24 protein-coding genes and 1 rRNA gene are annotated in these 16,134 nt (G+C 50.2%); 4 read left to right on the plus strand and 21 right to left on the minus strand.

From position 1 onward, the window contains the following. From KI367_RS21285 to KI367_RS21295, 3 genes are all read right to left on the minus strand, one after another. Positions 1–125 (minus strand): 16S ribosomal RNA (locus tag KI367_RS21285); the annotation flags it as partial. A 410-nt stretch (positions 126–535) separates the two neighbouring features. After that, positions 536–766, minus strand: coding sequence for a hypothetical protein (locus KI367_RS21290; RefSeq protein ID WP_036712662.1), 231 nt, complete (start codon positions 764–766; stop codon positions 536–538). A gap of 162 nt (positions 767–928) precedes the next feature. After that, positions 929–1,537 carry a stage II sporulation protein M gene (locus tag KI367_RS21295; RefSeq protein ID WP_212952115.1) on the minus strand — a complete coding sequence of 203 codons (609 nt, stop codon included), beginning with the start codon at positions 1,535–1,537 and terminating at the stop codon, positions 929–931. A gap of 92 nt (positions 1,538–1,629) precedes the next feature. Here KI367_RS21295 and pdaB point away from each other — a divergent pair, with 92 nt between their 5' ends. Then, positions 1,630–2,436: a polysaccharide deacetylase family sporulation protein PdaB gene (pdaB, locus tag KI367_RS21300; RefSeq protein WP_036712661.1), complete on the plus strand. Its 807-nt coding sequence runs from the start codon at positions 1,630–1,632 to the stop codon at positions 2,434–2,436. Positions 2,437–2,471: 35 nt separating this feature from the next. Here pdaB and KI367_RS21305 read toward each other — a convergent pair whose 3' ends face one another. Then, positions 2,472–3,062 carry a KinB-signaling pathway activation protein gene (locus KI367_RS21305; protein ID WP_212952116.1) on the minus strand — a complete coding sequence of 197 codons (591 nt, stop codon included), beginning with the start codon at positions 3,060–3,062 and terminating at the stop codon, positions 2,472–2,474. A 127-nt stretch (positions 3,063–3,189) separates the two neighbouring features. Between KI367_RS21305 and gerD the strand changes: the two genes are divergently transcribed. Beyond that, entirely contained in the window at positions 3,190–3,915 is a 726-nt protein-coding gene (gene gerD, locus KI367_RS21310; protein WP_212952117.1) for a spore germination lipoprotein GerD, read from the plus strand. Positions 3,916–3,977: 62 nt separating this feature from the next. Here gerD and salA read toward each other — a convergent pair whose 3' ends face one another. The 5 genes from salA to KI367_RS21335 form a co-directional block, all read right to left on the minus strand. Further along, positions 3,978–5,066 carry an iron-sulfur carrier protein/transcriptional regulator SalA gene (gene salA / locus KI367_RS21315; RefSeq protein ID WP_036712655.1) on the minus strand — a complete coding sequence of 363 codons (1,089 nt, stop codon included), beginning with the start codon at positions 5,064–5,066 and terminating at the stop codon, positions 3,978–3,980. Between the two features lie 78 nt (positions 5,067–5,144). After that, positions 5,145–5,903, minus strand: a complete 759-nt coding sequence (cwlD, locus tag KI367_RS21320) for an N-acetylmuramoyl-L-alanine amidase CwlD (protein ID WP_212952118.1) — start codon at positions 5,901–5,903, stop codon at positions 5,145–5,147. Between the two features lie 69 nt (positions 5,904–5,972). Continuing rightward, positions 5,973–7,142, minus strand: coding sequence for a sulfate adenylyltransferase (sat, locus tag KI367_RS21325; protein ID WP_212952119.1), 1,170 nt, complete (start codon positions 7,140–7,142; stop codon positions 5,973–5,975). Between the two features lie 26 nt (positions 7,143–7,168). Beyond that, on the minus strand, positions 7,169–7,861 hold the full coding sequence (locus tag KI367_RS21330; RefSeq protein ID WP_036712645.1) for a phosphoadenylyl-sulfate reductase: 693 nt from the start codon (positions 7,859–7,861) through the stop codon (positions 7,169–7,171). A 191-nt stretch (positions 7,862–8,052) separates the two neighbouring features. After that, positions 8,053–8,508, minus strand: a complete 456-nt coding sequence (locus tag KI367_RS21335) for a spore coat protein (RefSeq protein ID WP_052147141.1) — start codon at positions 8,506–8,508, stop codon at positions 8,053–8,055. 197 nt (positions 8,509–8,705) lie between these two features. Here KI367_RS21335 and KI367_RS21340 point away from each other — a divergent pair, with 197 nt between their 5' ends. Both KI367_RS21340 and KI367_RS21345 read left to right on the plus strand, forming a co-directional pair. Further along, entirely contained in the window at positions 8,706–9,029 is a 324-nt protein-coding gene (locus KI367_RS21340) for a hypothetical protein (protein ID WP_036712643.1), read from the plus strand. Between the two features lie 70 nt (positions 9,030–9,099). Next, positions 9,100–9,327 carry a hypothetical protein gene (locus tag KI367_RS21345; RefSeq protein ID WP_036712642.1) on the plus strand — a complete coding sequence of 76 codons (228 nt, stop codon included), beginning with the start codon at positions 9,100–9,102 and terminating at the stop codon, positions 9,325–9,327. A gap of 118 nt (positions 9,328–9,445) precedes the next feature. Here the strand turns inward: KI367_RS21345 and rpsI are convergent, their stop codons facing one another. From rpsI to KI367_RS21405, 12 genes are all read right to left on the minus strand, one after another. Beyond that, on the minus strand, positions 9,446–9,838 hold the full coding sequence (gene rpsI / locus KI367_RS21350) for a 30S ribosomal protein S9 (protein ID WP_036712641.1): 393 nt from the start codon (positions 9,836–9,838) through the stop codon (positions 9,446–9,448). Between the two features lie 20 nt (positions 9,839–9,858). Continuing rightward, entirely contained in the window at positions 9,859–10,296 is a 438-nt protein-coding gene (rplM, locus tag KI367_RS21355) for a 50S ribosomal protein L13 (RefSeq protein WP_212952120.1), read from the minus strand. A 184-nt stretch (positions 10,297–10,480) separates the two neighbouring features. Continuing rightward, on the minus strand, positions 10,481–11,257 hold the full coding sequence (gene truA / locus KI367_RS21360; RefSeq protein WP_212952121.1) for a tRNA pseudouridine(38-40) synthase TruA: 777 nt from the start codon (positions 11,255–11,257) through the stop codon (positions 10,481–10,483). 239 nt (positions 11,258–11,496) lie between these two features. Beyond that, positions 11,497–11,862 (minus strand): 50S ribosomal protein L17, encoded by a 366-nt coding sequence (gene rplQ / locus KI367_RS21365; RefSeq protein WP_036712632.1) that lies wholly within the window; start codon positions 11,860–11,862, stop codon positions 11,497–11,499. 33 nt (positions 11,863–11,895) lie between these two features. Beyond that, entirely contained in the window at positions 11,896–12,840 is a 945-nt protein-coding gene (locus KI367_RS21370) for a DNA-directed RNA polymerase subunit alpha (protein ID WP_127606487.1), read from the minus strand. Positions 12,841–12,973: 133 nt separating this feature from the next. Next, positions 12,974–13,369, minus strand: a complete 396-nt coding sequence (rpsK, locus tag KI367_RS21375) for a 30S ribosomal protein S11 (protein WP_127606489.1) — start codon at positions 13,367–13,369, stop codon at positions 12,974–12,976. 19 nt (positions 13,370–13,388) lie between these two features. Beyond that, positions 13,389–13,757 (minus strand): 30S ribosomal protein S13, encoded by a 369-nt coding sequence (rpsM, locus tag KI367_RS21380; protein WP_036712625.1) that lies wholly within the window; start codon positions 13,755–13,757, stop codon positions 13,389–13,391. A 21-nt stretch (positions 13,758–13,778) separates the two neighbouring features. Beyond that, positions 13,779–13,892, minus strand: coding sequence for a 50S ribosomal protein L36 (rpmJ, locus tag KI367_RS21385; protein ID WP_003322638.1), 114 nt, complete (start codon positions 13,890–13,892; stop codon positions 13,779–13,781). Between the two features lie 229 nt (positions 13,893–14,121). Beyond that, positions 14,122–14,337, minus strand: coding sequence for a translation initiation factor IF-1 (infA, locus tag KI367_RS21390; RefSeq protein ID WP_006212898.1), 216 nt, complete (start codon positions 14,335–14,337; stop codon positions 14,122–14,124). Positions 14,338–14,339: 2 nt separating this feature from the next. Next, on the minus strand, positions 14,340–14,654 hold the full coding sequence (locus tag KI367_RS21395) for a KOW motif-containing protein (protein WP_373309307.1): 315 nt from the start codon (positions 14,652–14,654) through the stop codon (positions 14,340–14,342). 11 nt (positions 14,655–14,665) lie between these two features. Beyond that, positions 14,666–15,412: a type I methionyl aminopeptidase gene (map, locus tag KI367_RS21400; protein ID WP_036712620.1), complete on the minus strand. Its 747-nt coding sequence runs from the start codon at positions 15,410–15,412 to the stop codon at positions 14,666–14,668. A gap of 5 nt (positions 15,413–15,417) precedes the next feature. After that, positions 15,418–16,062, minus strand: a complete 645-nt coding sequence (locus KI367_RS21405) for an adenylate kinase (RefSeq protein ID WP_036712617.1) — start codon at positions 16,060–16,062, stop codon at positions 15,418–15,420. Between the last annotated feature and the right edge of the window lie 72 nt (positions 16,063–16,134).

Raw genomic sequence — 16,134 nt, forward strand, 5'->3', positions numbered from 1 at the left:
ACGTGTTACTCACCCGTCCGCCGCTAAGTCTCAGGAGAGCAAGCTCTCCATCAACTCCGCTCGACTTGCATGTATTAGGCACGCCGCCAGCGTTCGTCCTGAGCCAGGATCAAACTCTCCAAGAAAGTTGGAAGAATCTGCTCACCCGAAGGAGAGTAGCGTTCCAACAAAAAGTTTGTGACTCATTTTGAATCTGACGAGAATTTAATTCTCATTGTTTGCTCCACAAAAACACCCAGCCATAGGCTTGGACCGATTTGCTTCGCGTTTCGGTTTCGTTGCCGAAACCTCATATCTCACTCGTTGTTCAGTTTTCAAAGATCAAATTCTTTCGTTTTCGTTCATCACCGCATCTCAGCGGCGACTTTTATAATATATCATACATGCTCGATGTTTTGCAAGACTTTTTTTAAAACTTTTTTTCGAAGTTTTAAATTCGTCAACATCTCGCAGCTTTCCGTTTTATTTGACTAAAACCGAAGCGAAAATAAATTTATCATAGATCCCCGCTGACCGTCAAGCACTTTTTTCGCATCTATTGTTTGAATTGAGACAGCTTGCTGTTACGCGCATATTTGGAGAGCTCCTTCGGGGGCGCGAATCTGGCATACATGCGGAACACCGTGCGATATCGGCTCGCGATCGCGTTTCTCACTTCCAGGTCCAATCTATGGTCGCTTAAGTCAAACAGCATTTCATCCAGCTCTTTACGCAGTACATAATCCAGTTCCTTGCATTCCTTATCGTTAAAAAGCATACCCAGCATGGTTGCTTGGCCTCCTTGTCGACTAGAGCATATTTTCTGAAATTATCGGAATTTGCAACATTCTAAAATGTGGCTCGATATGCCGCCTTAATGTTATGCACAGTTTTTGGGAAATTTATGAATGCGGTATGCCGAAAAAAGGCAAATAGGCGCTATGCCTATTTACCCCTTCATCAGCGTGTAAGTAATCGTGCTTTCGATAATGGCGGCCACAAACAATAAAATGACGATCCATACCGATGCCGTCCATGCCTTCCGGAAACCCTCTTTCCATTTCCCCTTTAATCCTTCCTTCCCGTTCCCGCCAAGGCTCGCGATGACAAGCATCCCCATCCGAACCCCAAAAGCGCAAGCGATGATAATCGCGGGAATTTCGATGATCCCATGAGGCAGCAGACCTTTCACGACCAGATCGAACAAGCTGTTTCCCTGCTCCATAGAGGTATGAACCAGGAACCCGACAACCATGCCGTTCACAAGCAAAAACAAAATCGGAAGGATGCCCAAAAACAACCCCAGAAAAATCATCAATACGGCCTTGATGCTGTTATTGAAAAAGATGAACACGAAAAAATTCCACTTCGGGTTGGACGACCTGCTCAGGCTTTCCCCGATGTCGCGGATTCCTCCCATCTGCTGATCGATGAACTGCGCCAATACGCCGGTGCTGTACCATCCTGCGACGATGCCCAAAACGAACAGGACCGTAACGAACAGCAGGGTTTTGCGGATCGAACCCAAATCTTTCAGAAAAACCGAAGGGCGAAGCATAGTTAACCTCCTCCTGGTATAACTCGCTGGTACGAGCATACTATGTAAAGTAAACAAGCATTTCCATTGTGGGAAAGGAGCGACAAACGCAAATGAATTCATTTTTTTATGTGCTGAACGGCCGCAAAATCAAACGCACCTTCTTCGTGCTCGCCGCGGCACTGTTTGCGATCGGCATCATTTATGTAGAGTCAGACAATGTCACGGTATTCTCCGAAGGGGCTCCAGCCGCCATTTACAGCGTTCCTACCGAAAAGAAAGTGATCGCCCTGACCTTTGATATCAGCTGGGGAGAAAAGCGCACCGAGCCTATCCTGAACGTTCTGAAAGACAAAGGCGTAACCAAAGCCACCTTCTTCCTCTCTACCCCTTGGAGCAAAAGCCATCCGGATATCGTCAATAAAATCAAAACCGCGGGCTTCGAGATCGGAAGCCATGGCCATAAGCACGTCAACTACAGCAGCTTAAGCGACGAGGAGATCAAAACCCAGCTCATGACGGCTAACTCTATATTAACCGATCTGACGGGTAAGGAACCTACCCTGCTCCGCCTGCCGAACGGCGACTTCGATAAACGCGTGCTTAAAATCGCCGACAGCATGAATTACAAGGTCATCCAATGGGATACCGACTCGCAGGATTGGAAAAACATCGGGGTCGACAATATCGTGAACCGCGTCGTAAGCAGCGCCCATCCGGGCGATATCGTTCTCCTCCATGCAAGCGATTCGGTCAAACAAACCCACCAGGCGCTCCCGATCATTATCGACGAACTGCGGAAACAAGGTTATGAATTCGTCACGGTCTCCGATTTATTGTCGCAAGCCGATACCAAAGGAAAAGAAGTGCAGGATCAGGCGACGCTGCAGCAAGCCCTTGAAGATGCGGCAGGCATGTAGCATACGTAAATTTAAAGAAAAAAGAGCTAAGTTTCTTAGCTCTTTTTTGGTTTCAGCACTTTATGCAGTATTAAAATCTGGTATGCATTGCATGCGAGGAGCGGAACCACAATAAAGATCGTGGCATTGTTCTCATTGATTTTCAGACCGCCCACCATTTCGACGATGGTCACCGCGATCATGAAAAAGAGGGTCGGCACCCATGCGGTAACGTTGGTGGCTTTCGCTTTAAAGTAGGCAACGGCAACAGCCACGACCAAAATCGCCAATCCCAGGAGCAAATCCGCCATTTGGCTGTTTTCCTTGCCGACGAAGGAACGGAAGAACATCACTTCCAGCAGCGCCAATATTGCTAAAACAAGCTGTATGTATTGCCAAGCCTTTTTTGGGAATACACCGATAGCCGTATAATTCAGGATCATATAAGCAAAAAAACCAAGCTGCGAGTAAACGCTCGTCAGTGCTCCAAAACCGAAAAGAATAAGCACGTAAAACAATACATCGCTTACATCCTTGAAGGAAATGGATTCCCTGCTGAACGGCAGCAGAAAACCGGTGATGATGGAGACTACGGCTCCCACAAGCAGTGTTTTCAAAAATAACTTGGACCAATTTTTCAAGTTCAAATCGCCTGCACCCCCAAGACTTTATTTTACCAACGTTCACATTAAAAAACCATGCCCGGAAACGACATATTTCGAAATCCACTTCGGCATACTACATGCAGGATGATAAGCAAAAGGAGTGACGCTCATGAAGTGGCCTGTTTTAGGCATTTGGGGAATCATATTCGGACTTACCACCGTACTCTCAGGCTGCGGATCCGAACCGAGCTATGCACCGCCTCAAGGCGATTATAAAGAAATGAAGACGATGGTGGTCGACATCCTGAAAAGCGACGAAGGCAAAAAAGCCGTCGAAGATGCGCTGAAACAGGGCGGCGGAGGCTCTTCGGGCGGCAGCGGCGGTCCCGGCATGCAAATGATGACGATGCAGGCTACCGATCAGATCCGAACGGCGGTCAAGGATACCATCACCTCGCCGGAATATAAAAAGGAATTCGAAAAAATCATGACCGATCCGCAGTTCGCCGGCGACTTTGCCAAGGCGATCAGCACCCAAAACAAGCAGCTGCACATGCAGCTGATCAAGGATCCGACGTATCAAAAGGCGATTTCCGATATCATGAAGTCGCCCGAGGTCATGAAGATGTTCCTCGATTTGACCAAAACGCCGGAATACCGCAAGCAATCGATGACGGTCATGCAGGAAGCGATGCAAAATCCGATGTTCAAAATGGAAGTGATGTCGCTCCTGCGAAACGTGGTGACCCAGGAACTTCAGCCGAAGGTCGAAAAAGAAGGCGGCCAAGGCGAAGAAGGCGGCAAACAGAAGGAAGGCGGGGAAAAAGGCGATAAAGAAAAAGAAGGCGGTGGCGGCGGAGAAGGCGAAGAAGGCGGTGGCGGCAACGCTTCCTAAAATCGAATGGCACAAGAAAAAAAGCCCTCGCGACGGGGCTTTTTTTCTTTGAACCAAACGGTCTATTTTTCGCATTTGGCGATAATGCTCGCCGCCAGCTCATTGTAAATTCGTCCGCTCGCGGATTCGGATTTATATACCGATGGCGAAAAATCCGGCTCTGAAATATGGTTGTCCGGCGCTCCGAGCGGAAGCTGGGCCAAAAGTTCGGTGTGAAGCGTTTCCGCCAGCTGTCCGCCGCCGCCCCGGCCGAACACGAAATCCTTTTCTCCGCAATGGGAGCATTCGTAGTATGCCATGTTTTCCACGACGCCCAGTATTTCATGATTCGTCTGAATGGCCATGGCCCCTGCCCGGGCTGCCACAAAAGCGGCCGTGGCATGCGGGGTCGTCACGATGATTTCCTTGCTTTGCGGAAGCATTTGGTGAACATCCAGCGCAATGTCCCCGGTTCCCGGCGGCAAATCGAGCAGCAGGTAATCCAGCTTGCCCCAGTTGACGTCGCCGAAAAATTGATGGAGCATTTTGCCGAGCATCGGGCCGCGCCATACGACCGGGCTGTTTTCGCGGATGAAAAAGCCCATCGACATCACCTTGACGCCAAACCGTTCGACGGGAATGATCAATTCGTTCTCGACGACGGGGCCTTCCTCGATTCCCATCATGTCCGGAACGCTGAAGCCGTAAATATCGGCATCGATCAATCCGACCCGCTTGCCTTGGCGGGCCAGCGCCGCAGCAAGGTTGACGGTTACCGTGGATTTGCCGACTCCCCCTTTACCGCTCGCCACCGCGATAAAATGGACGTCCGGATCGTTCAGCAGCTCGTTTCTTTCAAGGCCGGCCGCATGCCCCTTCACCAGCTTGTCTTTATCCGTTTTTCGTTCGTGGTCGCCCAAAATCTTGCCGCGCTCATGCTCGTTGGCCGGACGGATGCGGATGTGCACATCTCCCGCTCCGGCAGCTTGCAGACGCTCGCGGATTTCTTTTTCCAGCGCTTGTCCATAATCGTCCAGCGTAATCACGGATAGTGACACCCTGGCGTCTTTCACGACGATATCTCTTATCATTTGCAGCTCCATAAGGCTTCTACCGGTAACAGGCTCGCTTACGGGCTGTAGCACCTCTTGTACTTGCTCACGTGACAACATGATGGCAGCACCTCTGCTTTGTATATTGTGCATCCGCACGAGGCGAATGCGCCCCAGAAGCCATTATACCATCAACGCTTACATTTCTGGCGACAAATTCGCCTTTTCCCCCGATAAATACCGCAGCATCCCTTTATACACCGCAGCCGCGACCTTCCGCTGGTATCCTTCGTCCCTTAAGAGCTGAGACTCCTCCGGATGGGACAAAAAACCGACTTCGACCAATGCCGCGGGCATTTTCACGGCTTTAAGAAGGTACACGTGGTTTACGGTTTTGGCGACGCGATCGGTATTTTCCAGGTTGCGCTTGATTTCCTCCTGGATGAATACGGCCAGCGTCTTATTGTCGGGATGATTGGGATAATAAAAGGTCTGGGCTCCGCTCCATCTGCCGGGGAAGCTGTTCAAATGGATGCTCAGAAACAGGTCGGCGTTGGAGTTTTCGATCATCTTGGCGCGCTGTTTCAAATCCTCCGTTTTGCGTTTGGAGTATCCTTTCGTATCCTTCCCTGCCAAATCGTAGTCGCCTTCCCGCGTCATGTACACGACAGCCCCCGCCTGCTGCAAATAATCGCGCAAATACAAGGCGATCGCCAGATTCACATCCTTTTCGATCAGGCCCTGCTTGCTTACGGCTCCGCCGTCGGGGCCGCCGTGGCCCGCATCGAGCACGATGACCTTTCCCGATAACGGGAGGCCCCATTGCCCCGTCGTTTTAACCGCAGGAATATTCAGCGTGGCTACGGTGACAAACACGATGGCCAGACATATGCCGATGAAAAGCTTCTTGATGGAGCTCAGCCGGATCCACAGCACCTGCTTGCCAGGCTTGGACATCAAAAATCCACCTCCGTTCCCATATCGACTCTACTCATCTATATGGGCGAAGGTGGACAAATAGTACCTTTAAGGCGTTACTTGCGCGCGCATGCCTGCGATCAGCACTTCAGCGACTTCCGGACGGGTGAATTCCGGCGGCGGACACTGCCCGTCGCGGAGCAATCCGCGTACCTTGGTGCCGGACAGGGTCAGGTGATCTTCCTTCGGATGCGGGCAGGTTTTGCTGGACGCCATGTTGCCGCATGTTTTGCAGAAGAAGCTATGCTCGAAAAACAGCGGCGTAATGCCGAGCTCTTCAGGCGTAAAGTTCGAGAATATCTCCTGCGCTTCATAAGTGCCGTAATAGTCGCCTACCCCGGCATGGTCGCGTCCGACGATGAAATGGGTGCAGCCGTAATTTTTGCGGACCATCGCATGGAAAATAGCCTCTCTAGGACCCGCATAACGCATGGCGGCAGGAAACACGCCCAAAAACGTCCGGTCCTGCGGATAATAGTTTTCCAGAAGAACCAGGTAGCTCTTCATTCGTACGTCCGCCGGAACGTCGTCCGATTTCGTCTCGCCGACAAGCGGATTCAGGAACAGGCCGTCAACGATCTCTAGCGCCGTCTTCTGAATGTACTCGTGGGCCCGGTGCACGGGATTGCGGGTTTGGAAGCCGACAACCGTTTTCCAGCCCTTTTCCCGGAACAGCTCCCGGGTTTGCGCCGGGTCGAAATAAAATTCGCGGAACCTTGCAGGCTGCGGGCGGTTAAGGACCTTGACGCTTCCGCCGACATAGATCGGGGAACGCTCGAACAACTTTTTCACGCCGGGATGCTCCAGATCGCTCGTTTTGAACACCTTCAGCGCTTCTTCCTCCTGATCGGCTTCGTACACGCTTTCCACGGTCAAAACGGCATACACGACGCCGTCCTCGGCTCCGGTCAACGCCACTTGATCCCCCAGGTTAAGCCCTTGGGCCGTCGTTTCATCGACGGATAACGTCACCGGTATGCTCCATACCGTTCCATCGGCAAGCCGCATCGTGCTGACCACCGAACGGTAATCCTCTTCGTTCAAAAATCCTTCAAGCGGAGAAAATGCTCCGTTCCCGATTAAATCAAGATCGGAAATGGTCCAATTGTTCACCCGGATCTGCTTCATAAACGGCGAAGCCTTCAGAAGCTCATCGCGTTCGTTTCCTTCTGCGAACCTGTTAACCAGCTTGCCGCCATGCGGGAGTATTCCAGTCATGCCGTTCATTCCTCCTATTTCGAAATTTATTGATGCAGTCCGCATTCCGTTTTTTCGCTGCCGGACCAGCGGCCGGCTCTTGGGTCTTCGCCCGGCTGCACCGGACGGGTGCAGTGTTCGCAACCGATGCTCGGATAGTTCCGGTCATGGAGAGGATTGTACAGCACTTGGTTATCGCGAATATATGTCCAGACATCGTCGGATGTCCAATCGGCAATCGGGTTGAATTTGACCAGCCCGAACTTATGATCATATTCCACTTTCTTGGCATTGGCGCGGGTCGGAGCCTGGTCTCTGCGGATCCCCGTGATCCAGGCGTCGTATTGGGAAAGAATCCGGGTGAGCGGCTCGACTTTGCGGATGTTGCAGCACTGGTTCGGGTCGATTTTCCACAATTCCTCGCCATGGCTGGCCGCTTGCTCCTCCGGCGTCAATTTGGGAGACACGCGCACGAACTGGATCCCGTATTTGGATTCCAGCCGGTCTCTCGTTTCGTACGTTTCCTTAAAGTGGAAGTCCGTATCCAAATAAAAAATATCGGTGGACGGACTCACCTTTTGCAAAATATCAACCAAAACCACGTCCTCGGCCCCAAAACTGCACGCAAACGTAATATTCGGGAATTTCTCGACGGCAACCCGAATGACCTCTTCGGCGGAAGCATGCTCCAGCTCGGCGGCTTGAACCTCGATCCACTTTTCTTTTTCAAGCAAATTCATGCGAATGTCTCCCCTTCCAATAATTCGTATCATAATCATTGCAATAATAATCAGTGAATACCAAGCGGTTTAATATGATTTAAATCCAGTATAAAGCAATATCTTTAGTTGTCAATCCTATAAAAGGTCCTGAAACCTGCGAAGAAGAAAAAGACCTTTCGCTGCGAAAGATCTTTTTCTTGGCCGGGCCCTTACATCTCCAGCGCTTTTTTGGCGGTTTTCTTATCGTTTTCGAGCAGCTGATGCAAATCGTATGCCGGATAAAATCCGCGTTCATGCATGAAATTAAACACCTTCGTATGCAGCTTGATCGCATGGTTCAGATGTTTAACGAATGTATCTTTAAGCTGCGGAGTAGCTGCCTCCGTAACGGCTGCCGCGTAGTTTTTGACGCAGTTTTTGGCTATCCCGAGCAGATGGCCGGCATAAAAGGCGGTCAGGTCTTCGTGATGCGGCTTGCTTTTGTTGTTTCTCGCTTCCATGGGGGCCATCGGATAAAATTGCAGCAGCTCCTTCAGGTTGGACTCCGTGGAGCGGATCGTCTCCTCATATAGCCCCCGCAGCTTCGGATCCGCCACGTCATGGACGTGCATTTTAAGCCCCATCAAAGTGTTGGACTGCGAAGCGGTAAGTTCATGCAGCTCCATCGTTTCATGCCATGCCAAATGTTTATGCTGTGCGTTAGGTTGCAAAATCAAATCCCTCCGTTCGAGTTATGCTACAGCATATGATGAATCCGCCCAATGGGCACATTGTCTTGCCAAAAAAGAATAAGATTCCGCCCTTCAAAGGAACAATACGTAAGGGATCAAAACATACCAGACTACCGAAGGAGGCATTCCCTTTGAACCAGTTCAACCAAACGCAGCAAATTACCCAGCTTGTCCAGCAGTTGATTCAGCAAACCCAACAGGCTTCGCAAGCTTACCAACAGCTGTTGAGACAAGAAGAAAGCAACGCGATGCAGCTCGAGCAGCTCGCCCAGCGTGAGCGCCATGCAGCCCAGGTGATCCAAAACGCGCTGCAAGGACACCAAACCGCGATTCAACAGCTGCAGCAAATTTCCAATATGGCTCACCAAATGGAAAACGTCAGCCATTCCTACACCGGCTTTGGCCAACAGCAATACGGAATGGGCACCAACTACCAAGGCTTTCAGCGTCAATAATCATCCAAACGGGAAATAGATCGAGCAGTCCGGTCTATTTCCTTTCAAAATTCCGATGAGGTGAAAAAGCATGATTGTTTCCTCCAACCAGCTTGGCCAATCGTTGTATTGCAGCCAATGCGGCAAGGAAAACGAACAGATCAACGTATGGTGGAAAGACGGACGGAATGACGACGGATTGGGTTACAGCGAGGTTTTTGCCGAGTGCCCGGCCTGCCATGCCCAGCTCATGAAAAAACATGCGTACGGGGAAGTCGGCTCTGTCGATGATGCATTACATATTTTGCAAAATGAATAACTCCGCTTTTTTGGGGTTTAATCCAACTGCCGCAAGGCAGTTTTTTTCTGGAACGGGCAAAATAAAAAGCCCCTGACCGGTAAAGGCCAGAGGCTTGTATCCTGAAATCCAGGAAATATTAACGTTTCGAGAATTGTGGCGCGCGACGAGCCGCTTTGAGACCGTATTTTTTACGTTCTTTCATGCGTGGGTCACGAGTCAGGAAGCCCGCTTTTTTCAAAGCCGGACGGAATTCTGGGTCAGCTTTCAGCAGCGCACGGGAGATACCGTGACGGATTGCGCCTGCTTGACCGGAGATGCCGCCGCCGTTAGCGATAACGAGTACGTCGTATTGTCCGAGCGTTTCAGTCAGAGCCAGCGGTTGCTTCACGATCAGTTTGAGGGTTTCCAAACCGAAATATTCGTTGATGTCGCGTTTATTGATGACGATGCGTCCTTCACCCGGTACAAGGCGAACACGTGCTACCGAATGTTTACGACGACCTGTCCCATAGTATTGTACTTGTGCCATGAAACTTGTCCTCCTTTTAATTATCCGCGAAGTTCGTAAACTTCTGGTTTTTGTGCTGCATGTGGATGATCGGAACCTGCATATACTTTCAGTCTCAGCTTCATTTTTTCGCCCATGCGGGTTTTAGGAAGCATGCCGTGAACAGCGGATTCCAATACACGTTCAGGTTTGCTGTTCAAGAGGTCTTGAGCGTTGGTCACTTTCAGACCGCCTGGATGCAGGGAGTGACGGTAGTATTTTTTGTTTTGCAGTTTTTTGCCTGTCAGATGGATCTTCTCAGCGTTGATGATGACAACGAAATCGCCGCCGTCAACATGAGGTGTAAATTGTGGCTTGTGTTTGCCGCGGATCAAAGCAGCTGCTTCGCTCGCCAAACGACCAAGCGTTTTGCCTTCGGCATCGATGATGTGCCAATTGCGCTCAACTTCATTTGGCTTCGCCATATAGGTGGTACGCATGAATAGTTCCTCCTTGTAATCGTCCGAAAATCATTTATCTTCGTTCATCTTTGTTATGAAAAGAAAGTCATTTGTAATGTTAGGTTTGTCGTTTTCTTACTGGGGGCTGTGGGAGAGCCATAAGAAAACACAACTTTTATTTTACAGTATAGGCAGATAAATCGCAAGCCGATTTTCAATGTTTTTAATCGAAATTCTCATACTCCACATTCCATAACATGAGACCCTTCGATTCGGCCGTCGGACCTGCTTTCATCCGGTCTTTGGCCTTCAGGATCGACGCAATGTCCTCAGGACGTCTACGGCCTTTGCCCACTTCCAGCAGCGTGCCCACGATAATGCGGACCATATGCTGCAAAAAGCCGTTTCCGGTGATATAGACATGGATCAAGCCCTGATCCCGGGTTCCCGGGCGGCACATGGATTGATCCCTTTCGATATGGGCATCATATACGGTGCGAACATGGGAAGGCTTGGTGGAATGACGGGAAGCAAAAGAAGTAAAGTCATGGGTGCCGATCAAGTGCTTCAACCCTTCGGACATCGCTTCTACATCGAGCTTGCCGGGATGATGAAGCTCCGTATTTCTGCGGAACAGATCCGGATATTGATTGGCATTGATGGTGTAACGGTACGTTTTTCGCTTCGCGTTTCTTCTGGAGTGAAAATCCAGGGAAACCTCCCGGGCTTCGGTCACCAAAATATCTTTGGGAAGTCTCGAATTCAGCGCCAGGCACCATCGTTCCACGGGAATTTGGGAGGCGGTATGAAAATGAAACACCTGCCCGATCGCGTGAACGCCGGCGTCCGTCCGGCCCGAGGCATGGATTTTCACCTGCTCGCCCGTCAGCAGCTTAATGGCCTTCTCCAAATAATCCTGAATGGCGTTTCCGTCCGGCTGCGTCTGAAACCCGCTGTAATTCGTACCGTCATAACTGACTTTCATGCAAATGTTGCGCATTCCCCAAATCCTCCTGACCTCTTGCTTCCTGCTTCGATGACGCGCTTCATGCCGCAAACATAAAACGGCTCCGCCGTAATTCACGGCGAAGCCGTTCCAAGGTAATTCAAAAGGAACACGAAACGGGGCCTCTTATCCGGATAAGAAAAATCTTATTCCGTATACAGGCCCCGGACGTGAAAAAAAGGGTTCGATCAGAATCATGCGATTCCTTCCCCCCTTTCCCCATCCTCACCTGTTTACGCGCGGTCAACCAGTTCCAGATAAACCATAGGCGCGGAGTCACCGCGGCGAGGTCCGAGCTTCAGGATACGAGTGTATCCGCCTGGACGCTCAGCGTAACGGGTAGCCAACTCGCTGAACAGTTTTTGGATCGCGTCTTGCTCTCCGTCAACCGTTTCACGACGTACGAATGCTGCCACTTGGCGGCGAGCATGAAGGTCACCCTTCTTCGCTTTCGTGATCAGCTTCTCAGCGATGGAACGAACTTCCTTCGCTTTCGCTTCCGTTGTTTGAATGCGCTCATATAAGAACAGGTCGGTTACCAGGTCACGGAACAAAGCTTTACGTGCGCTGGAATCGCGGCCCAACTTTTGGTATGCCATGTTTTCCCCTCCTTCGCTAACAATCCTAAGATGCTATTCTTCTGTACGGAGTCCCAAACCGAGCTCTTCGAGCTTCTCTTGAACTTCCTCCAAAGACTTGCGGCCCAGGTTGCGGACTTTCATCATATCTTCTTCGGTCTTCGTGGTCAGCTCTTGTACCGTGTTGATACCGGCACGCTTGAGGCAGTTGTAGGAACGAACAGAGAGATCCAGCTCTTCGATCGTCATTTCAAGCACTTTTTCTTTTTTGTCTTCTTCTTTTTCGACCATGATTTCCGCATCTTTCGCCTCATCGGTCAAGCCGACGAACAGCATCAAATGCTCGGTCAAAATTTTGGCGCCGAGGCTTACGGCCTCTTCCGGACGGATGCTTCCATCAGTCCAGATCTCAAGCGTCAATTTGTCGTAGTTGGTCACTTGACCAACCCGCGTATTCTCCACGCCATAATTCACGCGGCTAATCGGGGTATAGATAGAATCGACCGGGATGACGCCAATCGGTTGATCATCACGTTTATTCTTATCTGCTTGGACATAGCCACGACCGCGGTTAGCAAAAATACGCATGTGAAGTCTCGAACCTGGTCCCATGGTAGCAATATGCAGGTCTGGGTTGAGAATTTCAACATCGCTGTCCGCCCGGATATCTCCTGCCGTCACGACTCCTTCGCCCTCAGCATCAATCTCAAGGACTTTCTCCTCGTCGGAATGAATTTTCAGGGAAAGAGCCTTCAGGTTCAGAATAATTTCCGTCACGTCTTCCATTACACCCGGAACCGTTGAGAACTCGTGCAGTACGCCATCGATTTGAACGGACGTTACGGCTGCGCCTGGCAGCGAGGACAACAGGATCCGGCGAAGGGAATTCCCCAGGGTCGTTCCATATCCGCGCTCAAGCGGTTCTACTACAAACTTGCCATAGGCACCGTCTTCACTGACGTCTACGGTCTCAATTTTCGGCTTTTCGATTTCAATCACGCAAGTACCCCTCCTTCAAGCGTCGCTCCTATTTGAAACTGTCATTACCCTTGTGTACTCATGTAGTATGCCTAAACAACCATTATTAGCAGATTGTGCCGGAAATATACCACATTTTACAGGTTTGCTTCAATTAGACACGACGACGCTTAGGTGGGCGGCAACCGTTATGCGGAACTGGAGTTACGTCTTTGATCAGGTTGACTTCCAGACCAGCAGCTTGCAAAGAGCGGATCGCTGCTTCACGGCCTGCACCTGGACCTTTAACCATAACCTCTACCGACTTCATGCCATGTTCCATCGCAGCTTTAGCCGCGGATTCGGCAGCCATTTGCGCTGCGAACGGAGTCGACTTACGGGAACCTTTGAATCCAAGGCCGCCGGAGCTTGCCCAAGAAATCGCGTTTCCATGAGGATCCGTAATCGTTACGATAGTGTTATTGAACGTGGAACGGATATGAGCCACTCCGGATTCAATATTTTTGCGGTCACGACGTTTAGTACGTACGACTTTTTTCGGTTTAGCCATTGTCTTTTATCCCCCCTTCTTATTTCTTCTTGTTCGCTACAGTACGACGAGGGCCTTTCCGTGTACGAGCATTCGTTTTAGTACGTTGTCCACGAACCGGCAGACCGCGGCGATGACGCACTCCACGATAGCAGCCGATCTCAATGAGACGTTTAATATTCAAGGAAATTTCACGACGCAGGTCACCTTCAACCTTAACCGTTTTGTCGATCGTTTCACGCAGTTTGCTGACTTCATCTTCCGTCAAATCACGAACACGAGTGTCCGGATTGATGCCTGTAGTGCTCAGAATTTTCTGGGAAGTCGTTTTACCGATTCCGAAAATATAAGTCAAGGCGATCTCAACGCGTTTGTCACGTGGCAAATCCACACCAGCTATACGAGCCATTTTACGCTACACCCCCTTCTCTTAACCTTGTTTTTGTTTGTGCTTCGGATTTTCACAGATAACCATTACAGTCCCTTTGCGGCGAATGACTTTGCATTTTTCGCAAATAGGCTTTACAGAAGGTCTTACCTTCATGTTAATTACCTCCCTCAAGTTTTGCCAAAAGCAAAACTCGCTTCGTAAGGATTGACTAAAGCTTTGCTTTACGCAAAACTTTCTTCAGAGAATTTACCCCCATCGTGAAGGAAGCAAATTCATATTTAGATCAACCGGACTTTACAAGTGTAAACCTGCGGTCAAACATTTTCAAGCGCCCTATAGGATCATAACATCCAGGGCAACCTAATGAAAGAAACGGTAAAATTTACTTGCGGTACGTTATACGGCCTTTGGTTAAATCATAAGGCGATAACTGTACGACCACTTTGTCGCCTGTCAGAATACGGATAAAGTGCATCCGCAGCTTACCGGAAACATGGGCAAGAATTTGATGACCGTTCTCAAGCTCAACTTTGAACGTTGCGTTCGGCAGCGGCTCGATAACCGTGCCTTCCACTTCAATAACATCCTCTTTGGCCACAGTCAGTCTCCTTTCTCTTCAGCATGGGTTTCGGTGGACTTCATAAACTTCATCACTGCATAACGCAGTTTTCCGTTTGTGACCCGACCGCTTTCATTTAAACTGTTTGCGACCTCGCTGCTAATGAAGGACTGGGGCTCCAGATGAAGAAGGTTTTTCTTCTTTCTCTGATCAAACTTCCGTTTGTTCCCGTCCGCAATATACACGAACCTGCTGTCTTCGATGGATACGACCACGGCCACCTGACCGGCGTCTTTGCCTTTCAGGATCTTCACAATCTGGCCGATTTGCAGGGTGCTTTGATGACTCAAGAACAATCACCTACATATCAGAGTTTTGTGAGAATTTCATGACCATCGGCAGTAACGGCCACCGTATGCTCGAAATGGGCGCACAAGGAACCGTCGACCGTAACGACCGTCCAATTGTCTTCAAGCGTCTTGACATAACGGGATCCGGCATTGACCATCGGTTCAATCGCCAGCACCATACCGGTTTTGAGCCTCGGGCCCCGGTCCGGAACGCCAAAGTTCGGAATTTGCGGTTCTTCATGCAGTTCTGCCCCAACTCCGTGTCCGACATACTCCCGAACAACCGAGAAGCCGGCGTCTTCGATGACGCGTTGGATGGCATGTGAGATCGTGAACAGGCGCACATCTGGTTTGACAAGCTCCAAGCCTGCATACAAAGATTGTTCGGTAACGTCCAGCAGACGCTGGGCTTCCTCCGAAATCCTGCCTACAGGATAGGTCCAAGCGGAGTCTCCATGGTAACCACGGTACTGCGCACCGATGTCTAGCGTAACAATGTCGCCTTCGTTTAATTTGCGTTTGCCGGGAAATCCGTGCACCAACTGATCATTGACTGAAGCGCAAATGCTGGCAGGAAAACCATTGTAGCCCTTAAAAGACGGCAGTGCTTTCTGACTGCGAATGTAGTGGTCAGCAATAGCGTCCAGTTCCCCGGTCGTGATGCCCGGTTCAATGTGCTTTGCCATAAGACGGTGCGTTTCCGCCACAATTCGCCCTGCTTCCCGCATAAAGCCGAGTTCCGTTTCGGACTTACAAATGATCATTACGACTAACCTCGCAGCACCGATACGATTTCTTTCGATACCGCATCGATTTCTTGATCACCATCGATCTGACGCAAAAGACCTTTGTTCTCATAAAATGCAAGGAGTGGTGCTGTTTTTTTGATATATTCGTCCAGACGGGTACCGACGCTCTCTTCGTTGTCATCCGAGCGCTGATACAGCTCGCCTCCGCATTTATCACAAACACCTTCCTGTTTAGGAGGGTTAAAGATCACATGGTACGTGGCGCCGCAGCTTTTGCAAATCCGCCGGCCCGTTAAGCGGGCGAGCAGCTTGTCGCGGTCCACTTTCAGATTGATGACATGATCCAGCTTGGTATTCAGTCTGCCAAGGATATCATCCAGCGCTTCCGCTTGCGAAAGAGTTCTTGGAAAACCATCCAATAAAAAACCTTTTTCGCAATCGGACTGCTGCAGACGTTCCTCCACGATGCCGATCGTGACATCATCCGGTACCAAAAGCCCTTGGTCCATGTATTCTTTGGCTTTAACCCCAATGGGTGTTCCCTGTTTAATCGCCAGACGAAACGCATCGCCGGTGGAAATGTGGGGAATGCCGAATTCATTGACAATGACTTCTGCCTGCGTACCTTTCCCTGCCCCAGGAGGGCCCATGAATAGTATGTTCACGTTTCTCTCTCCCTCCGACTTGCTCCTTACAAGAAACAAGGCAATAAGTTGCCGGGAAGCGCCAAAACGACT

Source organism: Paenibacillus cookii, from assembly GCF_018333375.1.
GTDB classification, from domain to species: domain Bacteria; phylum Bacillota; class Bacilli; order Paenibacillales; family Paenibacillaceae; genus Paenibacillus_AQ; species Paenibacillus_AQ cookii.